Origin of the sequence: Methylocystis sp. ATCC 49242, assembly GCF_000188155.2 — a bacterium.
Classification (GTDB): domain Bacteria; phylum Pseudomonadota; class Alphaproteobacteria; order Rhizobiales; family Beijerinckiaceae; genus Methylocystis.
Genome location: NZ_KE124774.1, coordinates 1,049,386 through 1,069,433, shown reverse-complemented (window position 1 = coordinate 1,069,433; position 20,048 = coordinate 1,049,386). Strand labels below are relative to the sequence as shown.

Sequence of the window (20,048 nt, the reverse complement as noted above, 5' to 3'; positions counted from 1 at the left end):
CATGCGCTCAAAAACCTAATGGGGATTAAGGCGGCCAGCTTCGCGCAGGCGAGGGGGTCCGGGGCGGGGCATTTGCCTTTACAAGGATTAATGCTATGAGCACCCGCCAACCCTGCACGGCGACGCGCCGTCGCTTTTGCCGCTATTGCGAAAAGGAGTTGGCTCTATGGCCCGTACGCCCCTCACGTTGACCGAAGCGCTGACATTCGACGACGTGCTGCTGCGGCCGGGCCATTCGCGGGTGATGCCCTCGGGCGTCGACATCTCCACGCGACTGACCCGCGACATCACGCTCAATCTGCCGATCATCTCCGCCGCCATGGACACGGTGACGGAAGCGCGCCTCGCCATCGCCATGGCGCAGGCCGGCGGCATTGGCGTCATCCACCAGAATCTCTCGCCCGCGGCCCAGGCGGCGGAAGTGCGCAAGGTAAAGCGCTATGAGAGCGGCATGGTGGTGGATCCGATCACGATTTTCCCCGACGAGACGCTTGCCGACGCGCTGGCGCTGATGGCGGGACACGGCATTTCCGGAATCCCGGTCGTCGAGCGCGGGCCGAACAGCGCCAAGGGCAAGCTCGTCGGCATCCTCACCAACCGCGACGTGCGCTTCGCTCAGGACAAGAGCCAGCTGATCGCCGAGCTGATGACGAAGAAGCTCGTCACCGTGCGTGAAGGGGTGGGGCAGGCGGAGGCGCAGCGTCTGCTTCACGAGCACCGCATCGAAAAGCTGCTCGTCGTCGACGAGGACTTTCACTGCGTCGGCCTCGTCACCGTCAAGGACATCGAGAAGGCAACCCAGCACCCCAACGCTGCCAAGGACGCCGAGGGCCGCCTGCGCGTCGCCGCCGCCTCCACGGTTGGCGACCACGGCTTCGAGCGCGCGCTGCAGCTCATCGACGCAGGGGTGGACTGCATCGTGGTCGACACCGCGCATGGCCATTCGCAGGCGGTGATCGATCAGGTCGCGCGCGTGAAGCGGGAAACCAACAAGGTCTCGATCATCGCCGGCAACATCGCGACCGCCGAGGCGGCCAAGGCGCTGATCGACGCCGGCGCGGACGCGATCAAGATCGGCATCGGCCCGGGTTCGATCTGCACCACGCGCATCGTGGCGGGCGTCGGCGTGCCTCAGTTGACGGCGATCATGGAGGCGTCGGAGGAGGCGCGCAAAGCCGGCGTGCCCGTGATCGGCGACGGCGGCGTGAAATATTCCGGCGACCTCGCCAAGGCGATTGCGGCGGGCGCGGATGTGGTGATGATCGGCTCGCTCTTCGCCGGAACGGAAGAATCGCCCGGCGACGTGTTCCTCTACCAGGGCCGCTCGTTCAAATCCTATCGCGGCATGGGCTCGGTCGGCGCGATGACGGCGGGTTCCGCGACGCGCTATTTCCAGGGCGATGTGAAGGATCAGCTGAAGCTGGTTCCCGAAGGCATCGAGGGGCAGGTGCCCTATCGCGGCCCGATTTCGCCGATCCTGTACCAACTCGCCGGCGGCCTCCGCGCCGCCATGGGATATGTCGGCGCTCCGACGATCAAGGAGTTCCAGGAGCGCGCGCAATTTGTGCGCATCACAAATGCGGGCCTGCGCGAAAGCCACGTCCACGACGTCACCATCACCCGCGAGAGCCCGAACTATCCGACGGGCGTCTAACTAGAATGGGGGCCTCGCGAAATCTGAGAATATACCCTAGAATCAATTTCTTATGTGAAGGTGCGGGCGCGATAAGCCCCTTTGAAAGCTAAAGGGATTTTTGGTGCGCGCCCGCACGTCTTTGTCGTTCAGCCGCACGCGGGATTGCTCGATCATTCGCCGTGTTGCAAGAGAGGATTGAACTCTGAGCGAACTAATTAAAAGCTTTTTAAAACAGACTGTTGGCCGTGTGCGTCATCTGGTCTTGTAGCATTGTAGCGGGGCACGATTCGTGGGTTCGCCGATCTTTCTTGCGCCAGCTTACGCCTCTGTCCAAGCTATCGCCTAGGCTGACGGCGGAACGGAGCGCTGCTCAGGGAACGCCCCGATTCGGTCACAGCTCGAAGCCTCGCGTCGCTGCAGTGACCCGACATTAGGAGACATTTTGGGTGCCCAGCGAGATAGTGAGTTACAGCACAGACCGCCGCGCCGACTTGGCCTGCGATCTGACCAACGACGATCGCCCTCCTGGGATGGTCGCCAGGGGGCTAAGCAGCTCGACACGCTGACTACCAAGCGGGATCAGCGTGTAAATCCACCAAGGAGGTGGGGGCCTATTCCAGCCAATACTATCGTTGCCGCCCGTTCGGCTATCCGACCGTGCTGCGGAAAAACAGGTGATTTTATGTTAGCTCACTTCAAGGAGCAAGGCCTTGTCTTCCTGTTGAGCAATCCAGTCGGACGTATGAGATGGTGTTCCTGGAGTAATGCGGAACCTGCGAGCTATTTCTACAACGATGCCTCTATATGCATTGTCGGCTTCGCTCTGAATAATATGCTTATACATGTTCATTGCCTTTTGCCGGTTCCCTGCAGCAGCAAGTGCATGAAAACATATGACGTTAGTTATCTCTCCAGTTTTAGACTCCGCGAGAAGTGCAGCTGCCTGGGGACGGCCCACCTGCAAATCCAAGGCGGCGATAGCCGATTTGATGAAACGGCGCTCTCGCGGTAATCGTGCCCTGCTCAAACTGCTGGTGAGCGTTAGCAGCGCATCATCCCACTCGCTGCGCGCTTTTGAGACGGCCGCACGAAGCACCGATCTGGACCAATCGGTAAGCTGACCTTCGTTAGCGTCTAGCAGCGCAGCGGCTTCATCCAGGCGACCTGCTTCGATCAACATGGCCGCTTTGGAAGTCTTTGCAGGGGCATAATCTGACCAAACCGAAAGAATGGACTCCATGGACTGTAAAGCCGCGTCAGTATGGCCCATTCGCCGCAGCACATCCCCCCGAGCCCACTTAACCCAGCGATTGAAAGGAAACTTGCTGGACAACTCCTCAAAAGCGGTTAGAGCCGCTGCAAAATTCTTTTCACGTCGAAGCAAGCGCGCCTTCCCAACTGCAATGAATTCATCGCCCGGAAACCGCCGCTCTCCCTCCGCATAGGCTTGCCTCGCTTCGTCATAACGCCCCAAGTCTTCCAATACGGAACCTAGGCCGGCCCACGTGCGAGGACTATGAGGAGCTCTGTCGACGGCGAGTTTGTAAGCCTCTAAAGTCGCAATCAAATCGTCGTTGGCTCGAAAAACTTCTGCACGTCCGCATAACGTCGCCGAATTAAATGGCGATCCTTCAAGGATCTTATCATATAAGCGAAGTGCCTCCTCGATATTACCTGCCAACTTATATGCAGTGGCACGGCCGTTTTCCGCTACAACGCCTCCACCAAATTGTAACGCAATGCCGAATTCGCGTATGGCACTTTGGTATTGCCCGGTTTCCATCAGGAGTGACGCGAGGCCACTCCTAAGTCCGCCGTCGTTCTCCCATCTTTTAACCAGAGTTTGATATTGGGAGAGTGCCTGGTCGTATTGGCCCATGTCTCGCAATGTCTCGGCGACGCCTGTCCAGGCATGCACGACAGTTTCTTCAGCATCATGGGCTCGAGCCGCGTTGAGATAAAGCTCGTGGGCTTCAGCATAATGCCCTTCTAATCGACGAATGCGCGCACGCGATGTTGCCGCGTAAAGTGGGTCTCCGCGACGTTCGGTTTGGTCAATCGCTTCGTAGGCAGCGACGAAATCTCCCTTGCCGATAAGCGCATCGGCCAGATGGCCGGACGTCATTGGGTCGCTGGGATTGATTGCATTTGCAAGCTCCGCCCATTCAAGCTGCAGCTCTGTGGCTTCGTATTGTTTAGCCTGTTGGGCAAGAAGGCAGAGTGATTTGGCGATGTGCTCTTTATCGGATACGCGGCGCTGTTCCTCGATCAACTGGTCGGCAAACCGCTTAGCCGCACCAAGATCGTGCACCTTCAGTCTGTCAATTATACCTTTCTGCTGGGCGCGCACCCTGGAATAGGCTTGGAAATCTCCATCTCTGGATAGGCCAAAAGAATCGTGTTCATATTCTTCGTCGGTTTCTGGCTCTTGAAGCAGCGATCGAGGCACTCTGTCGAGCGCCGGCTGCAACTGAGCCATGAACTTAAGAATAGCTTTTGATTGGGCCCTATGTTTGGAGATAAGCTGGAGCCTCAAAAAGTTAATATCCTTACCCTGGTTGATAGCAAGCACGAGCTCGCGTATTAGGCCCTCATCTATTAAGAGTTCGAGGCAATGATTTTTTTCATACTGACCGCCGAACTCTTCGGCTTCAACTTGGTCGAATGCCTCACGCACCCGCTTAATACTGATCTGCAATGAAACTAAACGAGAAAACAATGCAAGTGTTTTTTGGCTTGACTCAAGCGCTCTCTTAACGCGATTAATCTCAACTAAAACGGGAATTGTATTACTTATTAAGCGCCGTTCCAAATATGGCGTTACTCCATCATACTCCATCAACTCCTCGATACACTCTGCATATTCCTTTAGATCATCATCTTCTTCTTCCGAATCGAGCAGAAATAGAAAAAGTCGCAGAGCCCTATCCTCCGCCCAAGCCAGTTCGACAAGAGCGTCAGCTTCCTGCTTGTCCTTCACCTCGACTAAGCGCAGGTCAAGACAACCATCGAATGCACGGCTTACGTCGTATGGGCGCAGGTTCTCAACAGGTTTTCCACCAGCTGGGCGGAATTCTACGTCCCTTTCGAGGATCGCTGCAGCAGCAGCCTCTCCAGAAATGATTGCTTTCATGGAGCTTCCTCCACGACCACACCCGCCTTTTCCAGAGTGCGGACTGTTCGACGCCACAAAGCCACTTCAGCGCGATTAGCAGGTTTCGGGCCAATAACCTTCTCTATACACAGCCGGCTTACCGAACCGTAGATATGAACCTCAATATAATCACAGTCCGGCTCCTCACGTCGTTCCTCCATAAGAACAGCGGGGAAGGCGATAGGTTGCATACCTCGTTCGAGTTTACGCTGTAGCTTTGCACCGGCGAGACGCCCTCGCTCCGCCCAGGGCGCGCGGTAGCCAAGGGGAGGACTTTGGCCTGCTATAACGTGATGCTTTTGGTTGAACTCAAACGGGTTCTCTTCAAATACGGAGCTTCGATCCTCGATGGTTAGGTCTTTGAGAATCACGGTATAAGGTCCGTATAGAGCGAGCCCCGTTTCGTCCAAACTGAGGGCCGCATAGCCGATTTCTGCGTAGCAAAAAGGATTAATTGCGGCTTCCGCTGCTACTCTCTGCTGATCATAATTCGTTTCGTTCGGGGTCCGCCCCATGATCTCAACTTGGCGATGGAAAGAGCAGAAAAGAGGGGTCGGTCCCTCGATCCAGTTGCTTAGAGCCCCAAGCGAGCGGTTCATGACGGCACGGGAACGGCTGACTTCTCTTACAAATGCATCCAGTTCTATTGTAGTCCCCTTGGCGACCGCTGAGGCTTGCGCCTCTTTGAAGCGTCCATCCAACGCCGCCCGTTCTTCCGGCGAATTTGCTGCTCTGACATTCGGGAAACCCGCATCCCTTCCACAAGCCGAACAGGCTCGCTCGTTCGGTCGAAGTTCTGTCCGGCACTTCTCGCAAAAATAGACCATGCGTCTCCAAAGCCCAAAATTTTTACCGAGCATCACCCTTACAAAGTTTTAGAGGCCGGCGCGATCCGGGAGGCGCTCCTAACAGCGCTGCGCGAAAACGATCGTTTAAGCGCCCCCTCTGCACAACGGGCGTAAAATATAGCTCTTGGCACATTTAGCGCATGCGCGTAATTATATGCTATAAATCGCGCTCTTGGAGGCCGCCATGTCTCGCATTTTCGCCTATTGCCGCGTTTCGACGGCCGATCAGACTGTCGACAATCAGATTCGCGAGATTGAGGCGGCGGGCTTCAAGGTCGAGCCGCATCGGATCATTACCGAGACGGTCAGCGGCGGTGTGCAGGCGTCAAAACGCAACGGTTTCGCTAAGGTTCAGGACCGACTGGAACATGGCGACGTGCTTGTCGTGACCAAGCTCGATCGTCTCGGCCGCAACGTCATTGACGTTCGCCAGACCGTTGAGGCTCTCGCGGTGCGTGGCGTCCGCGTCTATTGCTTGGCCCTAGGGGGCGTCGACCTGACTTCGCCGGCTGGAAAGATGACCATGGGCGTCATCGCCGCCGTCGCAGAGTTCGAGCGCGACTTGCTTATCGAGCGCACCCAAGCTGGCCTTGTCCGCGCCCGCGCCGAAGGCAAGAAGCCCGGTCGACCGCCTGCTTTCGACGAAAATCAACGCGAAGAGATCATGCGGCTTCTCGCTGCCGGCATGCCGGTAAACCAACTTGCCATGAAGTTTAATACGGTCAGGCGAAACATCCAGCGGATCAAGGCAAGCCTTCCGCAGAAAGGCGGCGGCAATGTCCAGGTATGAGCCGCGCGCTTATAAGCGTCTAACAGACAACGAACGCGCAGAGGCGGTGGCGCTATGGGAGGCAGGATCATCGACAATCGAAGACCTTGCGGGGCGCTTCGATTGTTCGCCTCGGGCGCTGCTATATCTGTTTAAGCGGGAAGGCGTCACGAAAGGCTCGAAAGCCGCGACGTTCGCCGCTGAAATCCGCGCCGAGACATTCGCCGACGCCGGCAAGATTCAGCACCTTATCATGTCTCAGAACCTGTTTGGAAAATCATGGGTGAGTGTTCCGGCGGATAAGGAGACCGACCATCGCGACATGGATCAGGGCGATCGAGACATCGATACGGCGCTAGTAATCACCGAAGCCTGCGTCATCGGATCATCGAGCCGAAATTTCGTTCGACGACCCAGCGGCGCGGCAGGGGGACGAAGTCTCGAAGTTCAAGTCGATCCTACGATGTATCGCGGCGCGCACCGCCACTGCGCTGGCGGCGGTTGCAGAAGCCATGCGAAGCGGCATGTCCGACGAATGAGGGAATTACTTCGCCACATCCGGCTATGATTCATTATGATCGGATAGCCGTCGCGCCGTTGGGTGATCAAAGCGGACGACATCAGGTCCATAGCGGACACCGAATCTAATTGGTTCGCCTTGGAGCATTACTGTTTGAGTCTGCCACCAATCTAATGAACAGGCGAACGAGCAGGTGAGGAAACCCATTTTCAGCTTTCCACAACGTTTACAGCCTCAAACGTAGCCGGAGATTCGTCAACCGCGCGTCAATTTCCACGTAAACGCGAAACACGCCCATTTCAGCCCGTTTTATACATCGTAAGTCCAGTATGAGCACCAAAACCCCGATTTAAGACTGTTTTGGCGCTTTTTCGCCACAATCTCCCAGAAAAAATTTTCGTCAACATGAGAGCGAGCCGAGACTGCTTGCGCGGACCCGGAACGAGACGACCGGGATCTCCAAGAGACTGACCAAAAGAGGACGGGAACAAGATGACGCCGGAACCTAGATTCTCAGATTCTTAAATCTGTGAGAACCAAGCTCATCATGGACCGGAACAGAGACCGCCGGAACGTGAAATCCGCGTCCGCGAAAGCGAATATAATATAAACTTATAAATTCTTAATATTAGCATATATTTCGCTTTCGCGGTCCCGGAAACGCACACGGACATGGCTCCGGCATCAAAATTCTCCGCCATCTTCAAGAGAAGCGCTTATAAAGCGCACCGGTGCGCGAAACGACGAGACAGCACAACCGACAGCTTTCAATCTCAAAAGGACGCACCAGCAAGCTTCTCTGCGAATCCTCGGCGCATGAGACAGAGCTAGAAGATTCGACACCGGAAACAGACACGAGAAGATGGCTCCCAGAGACGCCGGAGAGATAGTGAACCGCAGTGAACGCTAGTGGCGAGCCTCAAGAAAGCCGGTGAGTGGTGTCGGTTCGCAGGAGGAGCCGGTGAGCAGACGTCGCGGGCCTGAGAGTGTCGGGTGCGTATAGAAGCGCCTGATACGCCGGAAATGGACGAAAAAGCGGTGCGGCGAGACCGCTGGTTCTCTCATCGCCATCACATCGCAAATCTTTTCCCGATTAGATATAAACATACAAATATATCGTTATGTGTGGCCAGACACCACCGATTCCCCATCTGTAAATCATTGTATCAAAAGACGTTACTCCCCGCGTATATGCCCCGCGGGCGCGAGTCCCATGGTCTCGGGGAGGGTCTGCAAAAATGTGCAGGTAGCGCTTCATCCAAGAGTTAATCCATGGGGGGCCACGGATATCGCTGAACTAGTTGTGGAGCGTCAACAGGTTGTCGCCGGTCAGGCCGATGCGGGAGATTCATGACGCGGGCGACCGTGACACCAATGCTCTTGTAGTAGGCGACCGCCGCCTTCAGAAAGTCGACAGCGCTGGCGGCCTTTTCGTCCGGCTTGATCTGCGTGAAAGCCACTCTCGAGGCGTCGTCGACGCAGACATGGACGAACTCCCAGCCGACGCCGCGGCTCTTGCTCTGGCCGGTGCGATCGCCGGTGATCCGGTGGCCGACCCGCTCGAAGCGCCCGAGTTTCTTGATGTCGATGTGGATAATCTCGCCGGGGTTCTGGCGCTCGTAGCGTTTGACCGGCTCGGCTGGCTCGAGATTGCGCAAGCGGTTGAGACCGGCGCGTTTGAGCACGCGGCTCACTGTCGCCGCGCTGACGCCCGCAACCTTGGCGACATGCTTTCCGGTGAAGCGATGGCGGCGTAGCCGAACAATATCGTCGATTACGGTTTGTGGCGTGGGTTTACGCAGGCGGCGCGGCCGCGATGACCGATCGCAAAGCGGCTCCGCGCGCGCCTCTCGGCTCCGTTCCACCGATTTTCGAGCAGTCCTTGATGTAAACGTGGAAGTCGCGAGCGACCTTGGCGACCGGCTTGCCTCGCTCCAGGACACGACGCGCCAGTTTCGCTCGACCAAGCGGCGTCAAACGGGCATTCTTATGGGTGTTCATCCGAGGCTCCGGTGAAAGGTGAAGCTTCGCAACTCCACTTTCCTCGCTCCGGTCCGGATGGACAACCAATTGCAAACTCACAGCTAGCGCGACCTTGGGAGCGGCATGGTGTCGGGTCATTTCTCCAACCGTATTCTTTGGACGGGGCCGTTTCGCGCCCTCATCGGCTCGGCGCGAGTAAGGATGTTTTCATTCACATTCCGTTCGCGGTTCATCCAGAATTCGAGGATCAATCCTTCGACATTAAGCTGCATGATCTGCTCGAACGCAAGCGGGCCCTGTCGCGCGACATGCTGACGCCGCCGGAAAGCGCCGACGATGCGACGGCGCTTTTCGAGAGTGTCGCAAGATCGAGCACATAAATGTGTTGATGCGATTGCACTGAAGTTTAGCATGTCGACAGAAGGCCGGCGACTTCCGCTACACGGAAGGGTAGTCACGCATGCGTCGCTCCGTTTTTACGAGTTTCATAGAGCGGCCTGGAATCTGAAAGCGCATTCTGAGCCAACGCCGCGGTCGCAATAAATCTTACCAGGACCACCATAATGCGCTGAACCGAGAAGCGCCTCACTCTAATGTTAGGCCCTTCTTCTCGACTTTCCGCGTTTCGCCCTACTAACGCGCGTTTCGTCTTGAAGTCGACGACATAGCGCAGGAGCCATCCGGCGCCATGATGATGTCGGCCTGTGGAGCATACTGGTTCATAGCGCCAGTGGCGGCGTCGACGCCGAGCCCGATGACGCCGCCAACAACGACATTGCCAGCCGCCATACCGTCCATACTCGATGCAAGAACGCCCGTGCCGTCATTGTAACATTCCTTGCTGCACCGAATAGATATCGCGCTCGCCCCCTTCGCGAGCGTTATGACGCCTGGAGTTGTGATCGTCTGCGAACCGATAGACGCCGAAGTGAGCGTGCATACGGCGCCGGGTGCGCCCGGCGTATTGATCGAGACGGTTTGAGTGGTTCCGCGGGTGATTGTCGCGCAGCCAGTTAACCCAATCGTTGCCGCGTAAGCCAAGAGTTGTATTTTCACGCTATATTTCCTCCATGTGCTTGCTTTTCAATTAGCGGATAGATCAAAATCGACAGGGGCGCGGATAAAGGACCGCTTCGGTTTCAGGATCGTCGCCGGCCCTCTTTCCTTACGTTCGACGTGCCTTCAAATCTCCGGATTTTCTCTTGGAACACTTCGGTTTGGAGCTGCCGCATATCACCGATGACGTCGCCCTCGTCGAGGAGATGGAGGAGCCGCTCCCAGTAATCGTCCGGTTCCTGCGGCTGTAGATCGATCGCGAGGTTTGTGAGTTCGATCGCATTACGCGTCATTGCTGTTCTCTCTCGCTGACCATTTGCAATTCAGCGCTGAAAGCGCGCTCAAAGCGCTCTACTCCTCGGCATAGCTCTCTGGCTCGATCCGATAATGTCTCGCCGCAATCGCCAAGCCGAGACTCGCCGCATGCGCCGATAATCGCCAGTTCAAGCGTCAACGCCTGCCGCCGCAATTCACGCAACCCATCGAGCAGTTCCACAAGCGATAGAGGCTTATTCGAATCATGTTGGAAGAACATGCGTGCGGCGGCGGCAGTAGCCGCTGCTCGCTCTGTTTCGATACGCTTGAGCATCTTATGGACATGCCGCATATCGCAGCCGTCCTCCATTAAAGCGATCCAGAAGTCAGCGAGCCCTTCAGGTGCGGTCGGGATCTCAAATTCGTCATTCATCCGTTGAACCTCCAATTAGTGTGTGGACATGGTTCGCTGAAAACGTCGTTTCAGCGAGGAGTTATTCCCTCTCCGCAATGCCGTCGCTGCGGCTTGTCGACGAGATTTGATCGCGGATCGTGGCGCTTCACCGAACGCAGCTGGCACCTTGTGTGGTTGTAGCGGGAGGCGACGCGCGGAAATTTGCAGCACGGTCAAAGCCAACTGCAGGAGGGTTTGACGCCCATTCAGCCATCGCCTGTTTGGCGGCGAGAAATGCGGTGCGGCCTTGCCAAAGTCGCGCCTCGAAGACATTCGTTTCGTTTTTCATGTCGACGAATGCGCAATGATCGTGCCTGTGATCCCCCTGCTGGCGGCACTGGAGATTGTGTTAGCATTAACCTATTGTTTTAACGCGATGAACAGATACGAAGCGGGGCATCGCCCGGCTCAAGCGGCTCCAACAGGCGGGGATTATTTCGCTAGAGGGTGTTATGTACTTTGGTGATTGATTGTCTTAGTAGAATCGGATGTCTCCGATTCGCAAACCTTATCCGTCTGACGTCAGCGACGAAGAATGGTCGCTGGTTGCGCCTTATCTGACGCTCATGGACGAAGGCGCGCCGCAGCGTCAACATTCGCTGCGCGAGCTGTTCAACGGCCTGCGTTACGTGCTGCGCTACGGCATCGCCTGGCGCGCCATGCCCAACGATCTGCCGCCATGGTTCGCCGTGTATCAGCAATCGCAGCGCTGGCTGTCGGCGGGCGTGTTCGAGGCGCTTGCGCAGGATCTGCGCGCCCAGTTGCGCGTCGCTTCCGGGCGGGCGGCGGAGCCGACGGCGGCGATCATCGACAGCCGCACCTTGCGCTCGACCCCTGAGAGCGGCCCACGAGCGGGCTATGACGGCGCGAAGCGAAAGCGCGGCTCGAAGCTGCACATGGCAGTCGACACATTGGGCCATTTGCTGGCGTTGCATGTCACGCCGGCGAATGTCGATGACCGCGCCGAGGTCGGCAAGCTCATCGCAGCCGTGCAGGATGTGACAGGCGAAAGCGTCGAACTCGTTTATGTCGATCAGGGCTACACCGGCGAAAAGGCGTCCGAGGCGGCGAAGGCGCAAGGCGCCGAACTGTGCGTCGTCAAACTTGCCGAAGCGAAGAAGGGCTTCGTGTTGCTGCCCAAGCGCTGGGTGGTCGAGCGTTCATTCGCCTGGGCGACGCGATGCAGGCGGCTCGTCAAAGACTACGAGCGCTATGCTCAGACCCTCGCAGGACTCCACGTCGTCGCCTTCGCATGTCTCATGCTCAAGCGCGCAGCAGATTTCATGATCCAAGGTGCATAACACCCTCTAGATTTCTTGTCCATGCATAAAAAATTTTATATATTGATCATATGCGGATTTTTGTGTCGTGGCTGGGCAGTGCGGACCTGAAAGCGCCTGACGCCGAAGATAAGACAGATTTAGGGCCGGTCGCCCACACGTTGGAGGATCGCGTCTTTGACCGCGCGCTCCTGCTTGCGGATCAGGATCGAAGGCGCGTCAGAAAATATGAGAGCTGGCTGCGCGCGAGGGTAGGAGGGAAAAAACGCTTTGAATTGGCCATGGTCCGGGTGGAATTAACCAGCCCAACGAATTTTGAAGAGATTTATACGGCCGTCACCAATAATCTCGATCAAGAGCTGAAACATCTCGCAATGAAGCCGCAACTGTCTTTCAATCTCAGTTCCGGCACACCTGCGATGGCTGCGACCTGGGTGATCCTGGGAAAAACCAAATACCGAGCGGAACTCCTGCAAGCCTCCCGTCAAAAGGGTGTGGAAACAGCCTCCGTTCCTTTCGATATTTCGCTCTCTCCCGAATTTGTGACCGACGCGCTGCACCTGCCGGATCGGCGACTCGAAAGATTAAGCGCCGGCGCCGTGGACGAACGTTCGAAATTCGGGGATATCATCTACCGAGGTCCGGCGATGCAGCGATTGATCGCGCGCGCAGCCAAAACGGCGCCGCGATCAGTGCCGATTCTCATTGAAGGGGAATCGGGCACCGGAAAGGAGCTTCTCGCCCGCGCCATCCATCAAGCCAGCGCTCGCAGGAGCAAGTCGTTTGAGGTCGTCAACTGCGGCGCCATTCCCTCCGAACTGGTGGAGTCGGAACTTTTCGGCCATGTGAAAGGCGCGTTTACCGGCGCGATTAGCGATCATGTCGGCCATTTCGAAGCCGCGCATGGCGGAACGCTTTTTCTGGACGAGGTCGGGGAGTTGCCACTTCCTGCCCAGGTGAAACTTTTGCGGGCCATACAGGAGGGAGAGATCCGTCGGGTCGGTGGCGAAAAAAATCTTCAGGTTGATGTTCGCATCATTGCTGCGACGAACCTGGAGCTTGTCACAGAGGTCGCGGCCGGTCGGTTTCGAGAGGACCTATTTTACCGCTTGGCTGTCCTAGTCCTGCGGGCGCCACCCTTACGTGAGCGAGAGGGCGATCTCGACGCCCTCATCGATGGTTTACTGGAGCGGATAAATCAGCAAAGCGGCAAGGAGCCGGGCTTTGCATCTCGGAAGATAACTCCCAGCGCAAAGAGCCTGTTGAGACGGCAACGTTGGCCTGGCAATATCCGCGAATTGGAGAACACGCTGCGCCGCGCGGTCGTCTGGAGCGACGGCGAGACGATCCAAGAGGCCGATATCGCCGACGCATTGCTTCCGCGGGCGCAGTCCAACTGCGACAATGTGCTCGACCGGCCGTTGGAGCAGGGTATCGATTTGCAAGAGCTGCTGGCCGAGGTGGCGCGGCACTATCTGAGCCGAGCCATGGAAGAAGCGCGTGGGAACAAGACGCGGGCGGCGGGAATGCTGGGACTCGCCAGCTATCAGACACTTTCGAACTGGCTGGATAAATACGGTCTTGCATAATTGGTCGTCAATCGTGCGGATAACGCTCGCCAAAAAAAGGAACATAGTGGGTGCAAACGGCTGCGATCAGCGGCCTCGCCGGCGTTAGAAACGCCTCTGTCTCGCCAGTTTCTTGTCGGAGCTCCAGCTGTGATGCTCTTTCACAAGAGTCGTCCGCCGTTACGAACGTGCAGGGAATTGACGTGTCGATTTTGTTGCTCTGGAGGTAATCGCAATTACCCACCCCCATTTTTTAGGGCGCAGTTTTTGCCGCAGATTCACGCCAGGGTGTCGAGGATTGTCTGGAAGGGGTTTGCGCCATTGAGCCTTGCGGTGTCTACGGTTGTGCGCACGTCAGCCTCAGCCTTTGCGGCCCACATGGCGCGGTAGCCGTTGGTAACTTTTCGCTGGATCACGCTGGGCCTGAGCTTTCGTTCGGAACCGTTGTTGGTGGCCTCGACCTCGCCGGGATAGTCGCAAAAGGTCAGAAGCTGATTTTGCGCTCGCCTGATTTTGGCCTGCAACTCGCGAGCGAGATCGCATCCTGTCGCGGCGGCAAGAAGAATCGCAAGGTGCTTTTCAAGCGCGCGCTTTTTGCTGGCGATCGTCGAGGCTTTGAAACTGGCGATATCTCGGGCCAGATCGAAGGCCTTGCCAAACCACAGCTTGAACCGCAGGGGCAGATCGTCCGATCCATGCTCCAGCGCAAAGGCCGTGTCGCGCGCTAGATGCGCCAGACAGGTTTGATGCGCAGCGCCATGCTTTTGCTGCGCGCTATAACGATCCGAGAGCCATACCTTTGGAACATGGTCGCTCATCGTCTCTTCCACGACACGGGCGGCGCGCGAATAGTCGGGCTGATGCACCACCGCATCCTTGCAGTGAAAGACCCAATGGTAGGAGTTGGTCCCCTCGATCCGCACGCCGGTTTCGTCGCTGGCGACGATTTTGGCCTCGCGAAGAATGGCCTTCGCCTTATCCGCCTCGATCTTGAACCCCGCATGGGAGCGGATGAACATGTTCATGAGCGCGCCCTCGCTGACGATCAGGCCAAAGGCGTCGCGGAACAGGAAGCGCAGACGCTCATAGGAAAGCGCCTGAAAGCCCTTCAAATAAATCGCCAGCGCATGAATGCGCCGTCCAAATGGCGTCGTCGTGGCGACGGCGGGCACCGGAGCCTTGACGCCCACCCCGCAATGCGCACAGCGGCAGGCGAAGCGTCGGTGGCGGACGACATAAGGCTTGACCGGCGGAATCTCGATCTCGTCATATTCGCCAATCAACTCCATGTCGGCGTCCGGCGACACAGACCCGCCGCATCGGTCGCAACGAGTTGGTCTGTGGTCGCGGAACTCGTCGGGATTGTCGGCCAGCCGACGATTGTGCGGCTCATGCCCGACCTTCGCCCCGCCAGGACGGGAGTTCTCGCGTTTCTCTTTCTTGTCGGTGGAGGGAGGCTTCGACGAATTGCGCGACGTTTTATCCGGTCGTTGAAGCTGGAGCACCAGCTCAATCAACTCGTCCTTACTCAGGCGCTGCAAATCAGTGCGATCCATGAGCACATGGATTCAGAGATCCGAGTCCGTGGCAAGGGGGACGCGGAAATCCGGACCCCACCCCAGAAAGGCGCGATGAAAATGGGGGTGGGTAATTACCTGGAGGTAATCGCGTCGGGGGGGTTCGACAAGCCTGACGGCATCTTCATCCACCGCGCCGTCGCGTGCGCGAGCATAATCACATTTGGCGCGCTCGGCTTGGCCGCAGGGGCAACTTCGGTTGGCTCCGATCAAGATCCTGGATTTGGCCTTTTCGTTGATGCAGGTGACGAGCACGTTGTCGAGCGGGTCGACACGAGGGCGGACGATATCCCACACCTTTTCAATAAAATACCCGACAATTTCTGTTCGGCCAGGCAGCATCGTCCGAGCATTCTTACGGGGGGCTGTTTAAGCGAAAAAGGCCCGAGTGCACTGGGGCGCAACGATTACTCTCAAGCCTTCAACTCGGATGATTAACCGTCCCAGCCATCAAATTCAGAGGATCTTGCGCTCCGGATCAGCTTTGGAGCCGTAAGTGTCGAGATAGTGTTTCAGCGCCGTCTTCAGCAGCGCGATATTGCTCATGCGCCGCATTCGCGCCTCGATGGCGAAAAAGGCGCGAAAGTCATCATCGACCTTGAAATTGAAGTCCGCCCATTTCTTCGGGGCGTTGTCGGTCGGCTCGTTGGGTTTTTCGGGAACCTCGGTCGGCTGCGACGCCCAAGGAGACGGGTTCCTTCGCGGCGTATCGGTCATCCAGTTCTCCTCTTTAGTATTACTGCCCCGACAAGAGGGCGGGTGAGTTTGATGGTCCGGTCGTTTAGGACGCAAATACCATCTCAATGGAAGCGCAGTGAGAATTCGGGGCAAGTAGATGGCCGAAACAGCAGGGTAGGCGGCGATACAAAAGCCCCTCCGGAGATGTTCTAATCGTCGCGCGGTTCCATCCCCGCCGCCGACAAGAGGTTGAGCGATCCATCTACGAGAATACCTGAGAAAGAGGAACAATCCCGGGAAAAACTGGACGGCGGACATCTCGACACGAGCGAATCTGCAAGTGCATTCTTCAAATAAAATAACCAACTGTCAATTTATTTTTAGCTATTGACGGAATCGCAATCCGTGCAACCATTGATAGAATCGGCATTTAGATGCGTTTGCGCATACAAAATGTTCGCCTCATATTCAAAAATGCTATAAGTCGATAATGCATACAAAAATATGTAAGAACTGACTGTTCAAATCAACCTATTTCAATAGATCTTTTATTTTTGATTATATAGAGATGCCAAAATGTTTTTTGAATGGCGACGAGCACGCAATCCAAGTTTCTGGATCTTTCTTGGATAGTGGCTGCCGATATCTCAGCCCGTTTTCGTTCCATTAGATAGTCGAACGGTAAGCGTCTAACGGAGCGAGGCTTGCAAGGGATGGGAAAAAACAGAGCATAGGAAATCCTTGATCATCAGCCCTTTCGTTCGGTGGGCAGTCGATCTGGCCGGACGTTGTGCATTCAGAGCCGTCGGCGCTCCCATAAATTGCCTCGATCAGCGGCTTGCCACATAATGACAAGGTCTTGATTCATAGACTGTCGCGCCGTGAGTCCGAGCTCTCGAAATTTCGTCTTTCTGATCTCATTTGACCCCGAGCTAGCTCGTTTGGGCGCGCTCGCGGAATGGGCTTTTCACGAAGATGCGCCAACCGCGCTCGGCAAGTTGCGCCAGTTCGCCGAACATATGGCGAAAGCGCTCGCCGCCCGAAACGGTTTGGGAATCGACCGCCGGGCTAATTTTGATGAAATGTTGCGGGTGTTACGACAGGAAGGCCTGCTCCCCCGCCAAGCCGCGGATGTTTTTCATTTCTTTCGCAAGGTCGGAAATTTAGCTGTTCATGAAAATAGCGGCACGCCGGAACAGGCCCTCGCCGGCCTGAAACTCGCGCAACAGCTCGGCGCCTGGTTCATGCGCGCTTACGGACCAGATCGAAACGTCAATCCCGGGCCTTTTTATCCGCCAACCCGGCCCAAGGACGCGACCACCACTTTGGCGAGAGAGCTTGACCGCCTGCGCGCCAAACTGGCGGAAACCGAGAGCGCCGTGCAAAAAGCCCAACGCGAGGCTGAGGAAGCGGCGCTCGCCAGGCTCGATGCCGAAGCTCTCGCCAAGCGCCAAGCCGACGAACGCGCTCAATGGGAGCAACTGGCGGCGCAAGAGGCTTCAGCTCGCGACGCCGTCCAACGCCAGCTCGATCAATTACGCGCTGAAGCGGCGGGCCGAGCGCCAACGCTAACTGCGGAACTCGCCCAAGCGGCGGAAATAGCCGACGCGAATATTGAGCTGGACGAGGCGGACACCCGCGTCATGATTGACGCCAAACTCGCCGCCGCTGGCTGGAGCGTCGATTCGGCCCGGCTGCGCCATAGCGCCGGAAGTCGGCCGGATCAGGCCCCGGCCATCGCCATTGCTGAATGGCCGACGAACGCCGGCCCTGTCGATTACGCCCTTTTTCTCGACGGCCGTTGTGTCGGCTTGGTCGAGGCCAAACGCGCCAGCACCGACGTGCCGGCCGTGCTAATTCAGACAACTCGCTACGCCGAGGGTGTGAAGCTTGAGGGCGATCAGCGACTGCCTCGCACCCTGGCGGGTGTTGCGCTAGGAGGCGTCCCTTTTCTTTTCGCGACCAACGGCCGGCCATACGTCAAACAAATGCTGACCAAGTCGGGCATCTGGTTCCGAGATGCGCGGCGCGAAACCAATATTCCCATTGCTCTCAGCGACTGGTTCAGCCCCCAGGATTTGCGCGACAAGCTGGCCCAGTCCACGGATGGCGCGGGCCTCGCAGAGGAGCCTTTCGATTACGCCGGTTTACGCCCCTATCAGCAGGAAGCGATCAACGCCATCGAAGGCGCTGTCCAGAGAGACCAGCGAGAGATTCTCATCGCCATGGCGACCGGCACGGGGAAGACCCGCACCTGCATCGCCCTGATGTATCGCCTGCTAAAGCACAAACGTTTCCGGCGCATCCTGTTCCTGGTGGATCGCAATGCGCTCGGCGAACAAACGCTGCAGGCGTTGGACAACACCGAGCTGGAAGGACTGCTGAAATTTTCCGAAAGCTACAACGTTGCCGCTATGGACAAGAAGCTGCCTGACAAAGAAGACCGCGTCCACGTCGCGACCGTTCAGGCGATGGTCAAGCGCGTCCTTGTCGCGGAAGGCGAGGCCGAAAAACCGACCCCCGGAACATATGATTGTATCGTCGTGGACGAGGCGCATCGCGGCTATACGCTCGACGCCGAACTGCGCGAGGAAGACCTCGAATTCCGTTCGCTTGAGGACTACCTCTCAAAATATCGCCGTGTGCTCGATTACTTCGATGCAACGAAGATCGCTCTGACCGCCACCCCGGCCCTGCATACGGCTGAAATCTTCGGGGCGCCGGTCTTTCGCTATTCTTACCGCCAGGCGGTGGTGGACGGCTATCTCATCGATCACGCGCCGCCGCGCCGGATCAAGACGGCTCTGGCACTGGCTGGAATCACTTTCGCACCCGGCGACGAGGTTGAAATCATCGACCCGCGCACCGGCCAGATCGACCTTTTCCAAACGCCGGATCAGGTCGATTTCGAAATTCAGGAATTCAACAAAAAGGTCTATTCCGTCGAATTCAACCGCATCGTCGCGGAAACGGTCGCCGCCGAAATCCCGCCCAATGCTCCGGGCAAAACCCTCCTTTTCGCCGCGCGCGATGATCACGCCGATACGCTCGTCGATCAGCTCCGCAAGGCGCTCGAGGCTGAATACGGGCCCCAGCCGCATGATCTGGTGCAGAAAATCACTGGAAAAGTCGACCGGCCGACCGATCTGATCCGCGCCTTCAGGAACAATCCGCGTCCCAAATATGTCGTCACGGTCGATCTGCTGACCACGGGAATAGACGTTCCCGAAATCTGCAATCTCGTTTTCGTTCGCCGGGTCAACAGTCGCATTCTCTATGACCAGATGATCGGCCGCGCCACCCGCCGCGCGGACCACATCGGCAAGGAAATTTTCAAAATCTTCGACGCCGTGGACATTTACGCCAATCTGCAAGCGGTCACCGACATGCGCCCGGTGGTGGTGGACGCGACCATTCCGCTTGAAACGCTGGTCTCGGATTTCCTGCGTGCTCCGACAGACGAGGACCGGGCGTTCGTTCGCGATCAGATCGTCGTCCGCCTGAGCCGCGCCATCAAACATTTCTCACAGCCTCAGCGCGAGGCTTTCGAACGCGCCGCCGGGCTCACGCCCGAGGCTTTTATTGCGCAGCTCCGGGGCGCACCCGTGCATGAGGTCGCGCCCTGGTTACAGAGCCAGTCCGCGGCTCTCGTAATCACCAGTAGCGTCAAGCCCGCGCCGCGGGATCAGGGCGTCTTCATCTCCACTCATCCAGACGAACTGGTTTCGATCGACGACGTCTTTGAAGGAGCCGCCAGCCCGGAGGACTATATTTCCGCCTTCGAGCGCTTCATCCGTGACAACATAAACGCGTCGTCGGCTCTGATCGCCGTCACGCAAAAGCCGCGAGAACTCACGCGCAAGGAGCTCAAGGAGCTCGCGGCCGAACTGGACGACCACGGTTTTTCCGAAGCGAAACTCCGCCGCGCCTATGGCCGCGTCCGCAACGCCGACATTGCCGCCCATATCATCGGATTCGTCCGCCAGGCGGCTTTGGGCGAGCCGCTCACGCCCTACGCGACCCGCGTCGAAAACGCCCTCACGAGGATCGAAGCGTCGAAAAACTGGACGCCGAAACAAAAGCAATGGCTGCGCCGCATTGGCCGGGTGTTGAAAGATCAACCCGTCGGCGACCCCGCGATATTGGCGGAGCCGGCCTTCGCCGCGCAGGGCGGCTTCGAGAAGATCGACGCCGAATTCGACCACCGCTTGCGGGACGTGCTGGCGGACCTTAACGAAGCTATCTGGGGCCGCGCGAGCTAGCCGGCCGA

Annotated in this window: 15 protein-coding genes and 1 pseudogene; 8 read left to right on the top strand and 8 right to left on the bottom strand. The window is 57.5% G+C overall.

The window, feature by feature from the left end:
* Window positions 1–166 precede the first annotated feature (166 nt).
* A complete protein-coding gene (gene guaB, locus MET49242_RS07140; RefSeq protein ID WP_036281801.1) occupies window positions 167–1,654 on the top strand; it encodes an IMP dehydrogenase in 1,488 nt (495 codons plus the stop codon).
* A gap of 667 nt (window positions 1,655–2,321) precedes the next feature.
* Here the strand turns inward: guaB and MET49242_RS07135 are convergent.
* Together MET49242_RS07135 and MET49242_RS07130 are read right to left on the bottom strand one after the other, a co-directional pair.
* Window positions 2,322–4,769: a tetratricopeptide repeat protein gene (locus MET49242_RS07135; protein WP_036281798.1), complete on the bottom strand. Its 2,448-nt coding sequence runs from the start codon at window positions 4,767–4,769 to the stop codon at window positions 2,322–2,324.
* On the bottom strand, window positions 4,766–5,617 hold the full coding sequence (locus tag MET49242_RS07130; RefSeq protein ID WP_144259505.1) for a zinc ribbon domain-containing protein: 852 nt from the start codon (window positions 5,615–5,617) through the stop codon (window positions 4,766–4,768). The genes MET49242_RS07135 and MET49242_RS07130 overlap by 4 nt, the downstream gene beginning before the upstream one ends.
* 205 nt (window positions 5,618–5,822) lie before the next feature.
* On the opposite strand from MET49242_RS07130, the gene MET49242_RS07125 reads away from it, so the two are divergent.
* Together MET49242_RS07125 and MET49242_RS26570 are read left to right on the top strand one after the other, a co-directional pair.
* Window positions 5,823–6,428, top strand: coding sequence for a recombinase family protein (locus MET49242_RS07125; RefSeq protein WP_036287239.1), 606 nt, complete (start codon window positions 5,823–5,825; stop codon window positions 6,426–6,428).
* Window positions 6,415–6,975, top strand: coding sequence for a hypothetical protein (locus MET49242_RS26570; protein WP_192815577.1), 561 nt, complete (start codon window positions 6,415–6,417; stop codon window positions 6,973–6,975). Before MET49242_RS07125 ends, MET49242_RS26570 begins: the two co-directional genes overlap by 14 nt.
* A gap of 1,301 nt (window positions 6,976–8,276) precedes the next feature.
* Here the strand turns inward: MET49242_RS26570 and MET49242_RS23250 are convergent.
* Window positions 8,277–8,928 (bottom strand): annotated as a pseudogene (locus tag MET49242_RS23250) (leucine zipper domain-containing protein); the annotation flags it as partial.
* Between the two features lie 11 nt (window positions 8,929–8,939).
* Here MET49242_RS23250 and MET49242_RS25490 point away from each other — a divergent pair.
* Window positions 8,940–9,290, top strand: coding sequence for a hypothetical protein (locus MET49242_RS25490; protein ID WP_158497265.1), 351 nt, complete (start codon window positions 8,940–8,942; stop codon window positions 9,288–9,290).
* A gap of 253 nt (window positions 9,291–9,543) precedes the next feature.
* Here the strand turns inward: MET49242_RS25490 and MET49242_RS24800 are convergent, their stop codons facing one another.
* The 3 genes from MET49242_RS24800 to MET49242_RS07100 all read right to left on the bottom strand — a co-directional run bounded on the left by MET49242_RS24800 (window position 9,544) and on the right by MET49242_RS07100 (window position 10,654).
* Entirely contained in the window at window positions 9,544–9,966 is a 423-nt protein-coding gene (locus tag MET49242_RS24800; RefSeq protein ID WP_144259504.1) for a hypothetical protein, read from the bottom strand.
* Between the two features lie 83 nt (window positions 9,967–10,049).
* The gene (locus MET49242_RS07105; protein WP_036281789.1) at window positions 10,050–10,259 is read right to left on the bottom strand and encodes a hypothetical protein; all 210 of its coding nucleotides are present in this window, start codon (window positions 10,257–10,259) and stop codon (window positions 10,050–10,052) included.
* Window positions 10,256–10,654: a hypothetical protein gene (locus MET49242_RS07100; RefSeq protein ID WP_144259503.1), complete on the bottom strand. Its 399-nt coding sequence runs from the start codon at window positions 10,652–10,654 to the stop codon at window positions 10,256–10,258. Before MET49242_RS07100 ends, MET49242_RS07105 begins: the two co-directional genes overlap by 4 nt.
* A 509-nt stretch (window positions 10,655–11,163) precedes the next feature.
* On the opposite strand from MET49242_RS07100, the gene MET49242_RS07095 reads away from it, so the two are divergent.
* Both MET49242_RS07095 and MET49242_RS07090 read left to right on the top strand, forming a co-directional pair.
* The gene (locus tag MET49242_RS07095; RefSeq protein WP_036279258.1) at window positions 11,164–11,976 is read left to right on the top strand and encodes an IS5 family transposase; all 813 of its coding nucleotides are present in this window, start codon (window positions 11,164–11,166) and stop codon (window positions 11,974–11,976) included.
* Window positions 11,977–12,026: 50 nt separating this feature from the next.
* On the top strand, window positions 12,027–13,544 hold the full coding sequence (locus MET49242_RS07090) for a sigma-54-dependent Fis family transcriptional regulator (protein ID WP_036281784.1): 1,518 nt from the start codon (window positions 12,027–12,029) through the stop codon (window positions 13,542–13,544).
* A 257-nt stretch (window positions 13,545–13,801) separates the two neighbouring features.
* Here the strand turns inward: MET49242_RS07090 and MET49242_RS07085 are convergent, their stop codons facing one another.
* Entirely contained in the window at window positions 13,802–15,079 is a 1,278-nt protein-coding gene (locus MET49242_RS07085) for an IS66 family transposase (protein WP_036281783.1), read from the bottom strand.
* A 6-nt stretch (window positions 15,080–15,085) separates the two neighbouring features.
* Between MET49242_RS07085 and MET49242_RS07080 the strand changes: the two genes are divergently transcribed.
* Entirely contained in the window at window positions 15,086–15,538 is a 453-nt protein-coding gene (locus MET49242_RS07080; RefSeq protein WP_036281781.1) for a hypothetical protein, read from the top strand.
* Between the two features lie 18 nt (window positions 15,539–15,556).
* On the opposite strand, the gene MET49242_RS07075 is transcribed toward MET49242_RS07080, so the two are convergent.
* Entirely contained in the window at window positions 15,557–15,817 is a 261-nt protein-coding gene (locus tag MET49242_RS07075) for a hypothetical protein (RefSeq protein WP_036281779.1), read from the bottom strand.
* Window positions 15,818–16,659: 842 nt separating this feature from the next.
* Here MET49242_RS07075 and hsdR point away from each other — a divergent pair.
* Complete coding sequence (hsdR, locus tag MET49242_RS07070) at window positions 16,660–20,040, top strand: type I restriction-modification system endonuclease (protein ID WP_051134062.1); 3,381 nt, start codon at window positions 16,660–16,662, stop codon at window positions 20,038–20,040.
* The last annotated feature ends 8 nt before the right edge of the window (window positions 20,041–20,048 follow it).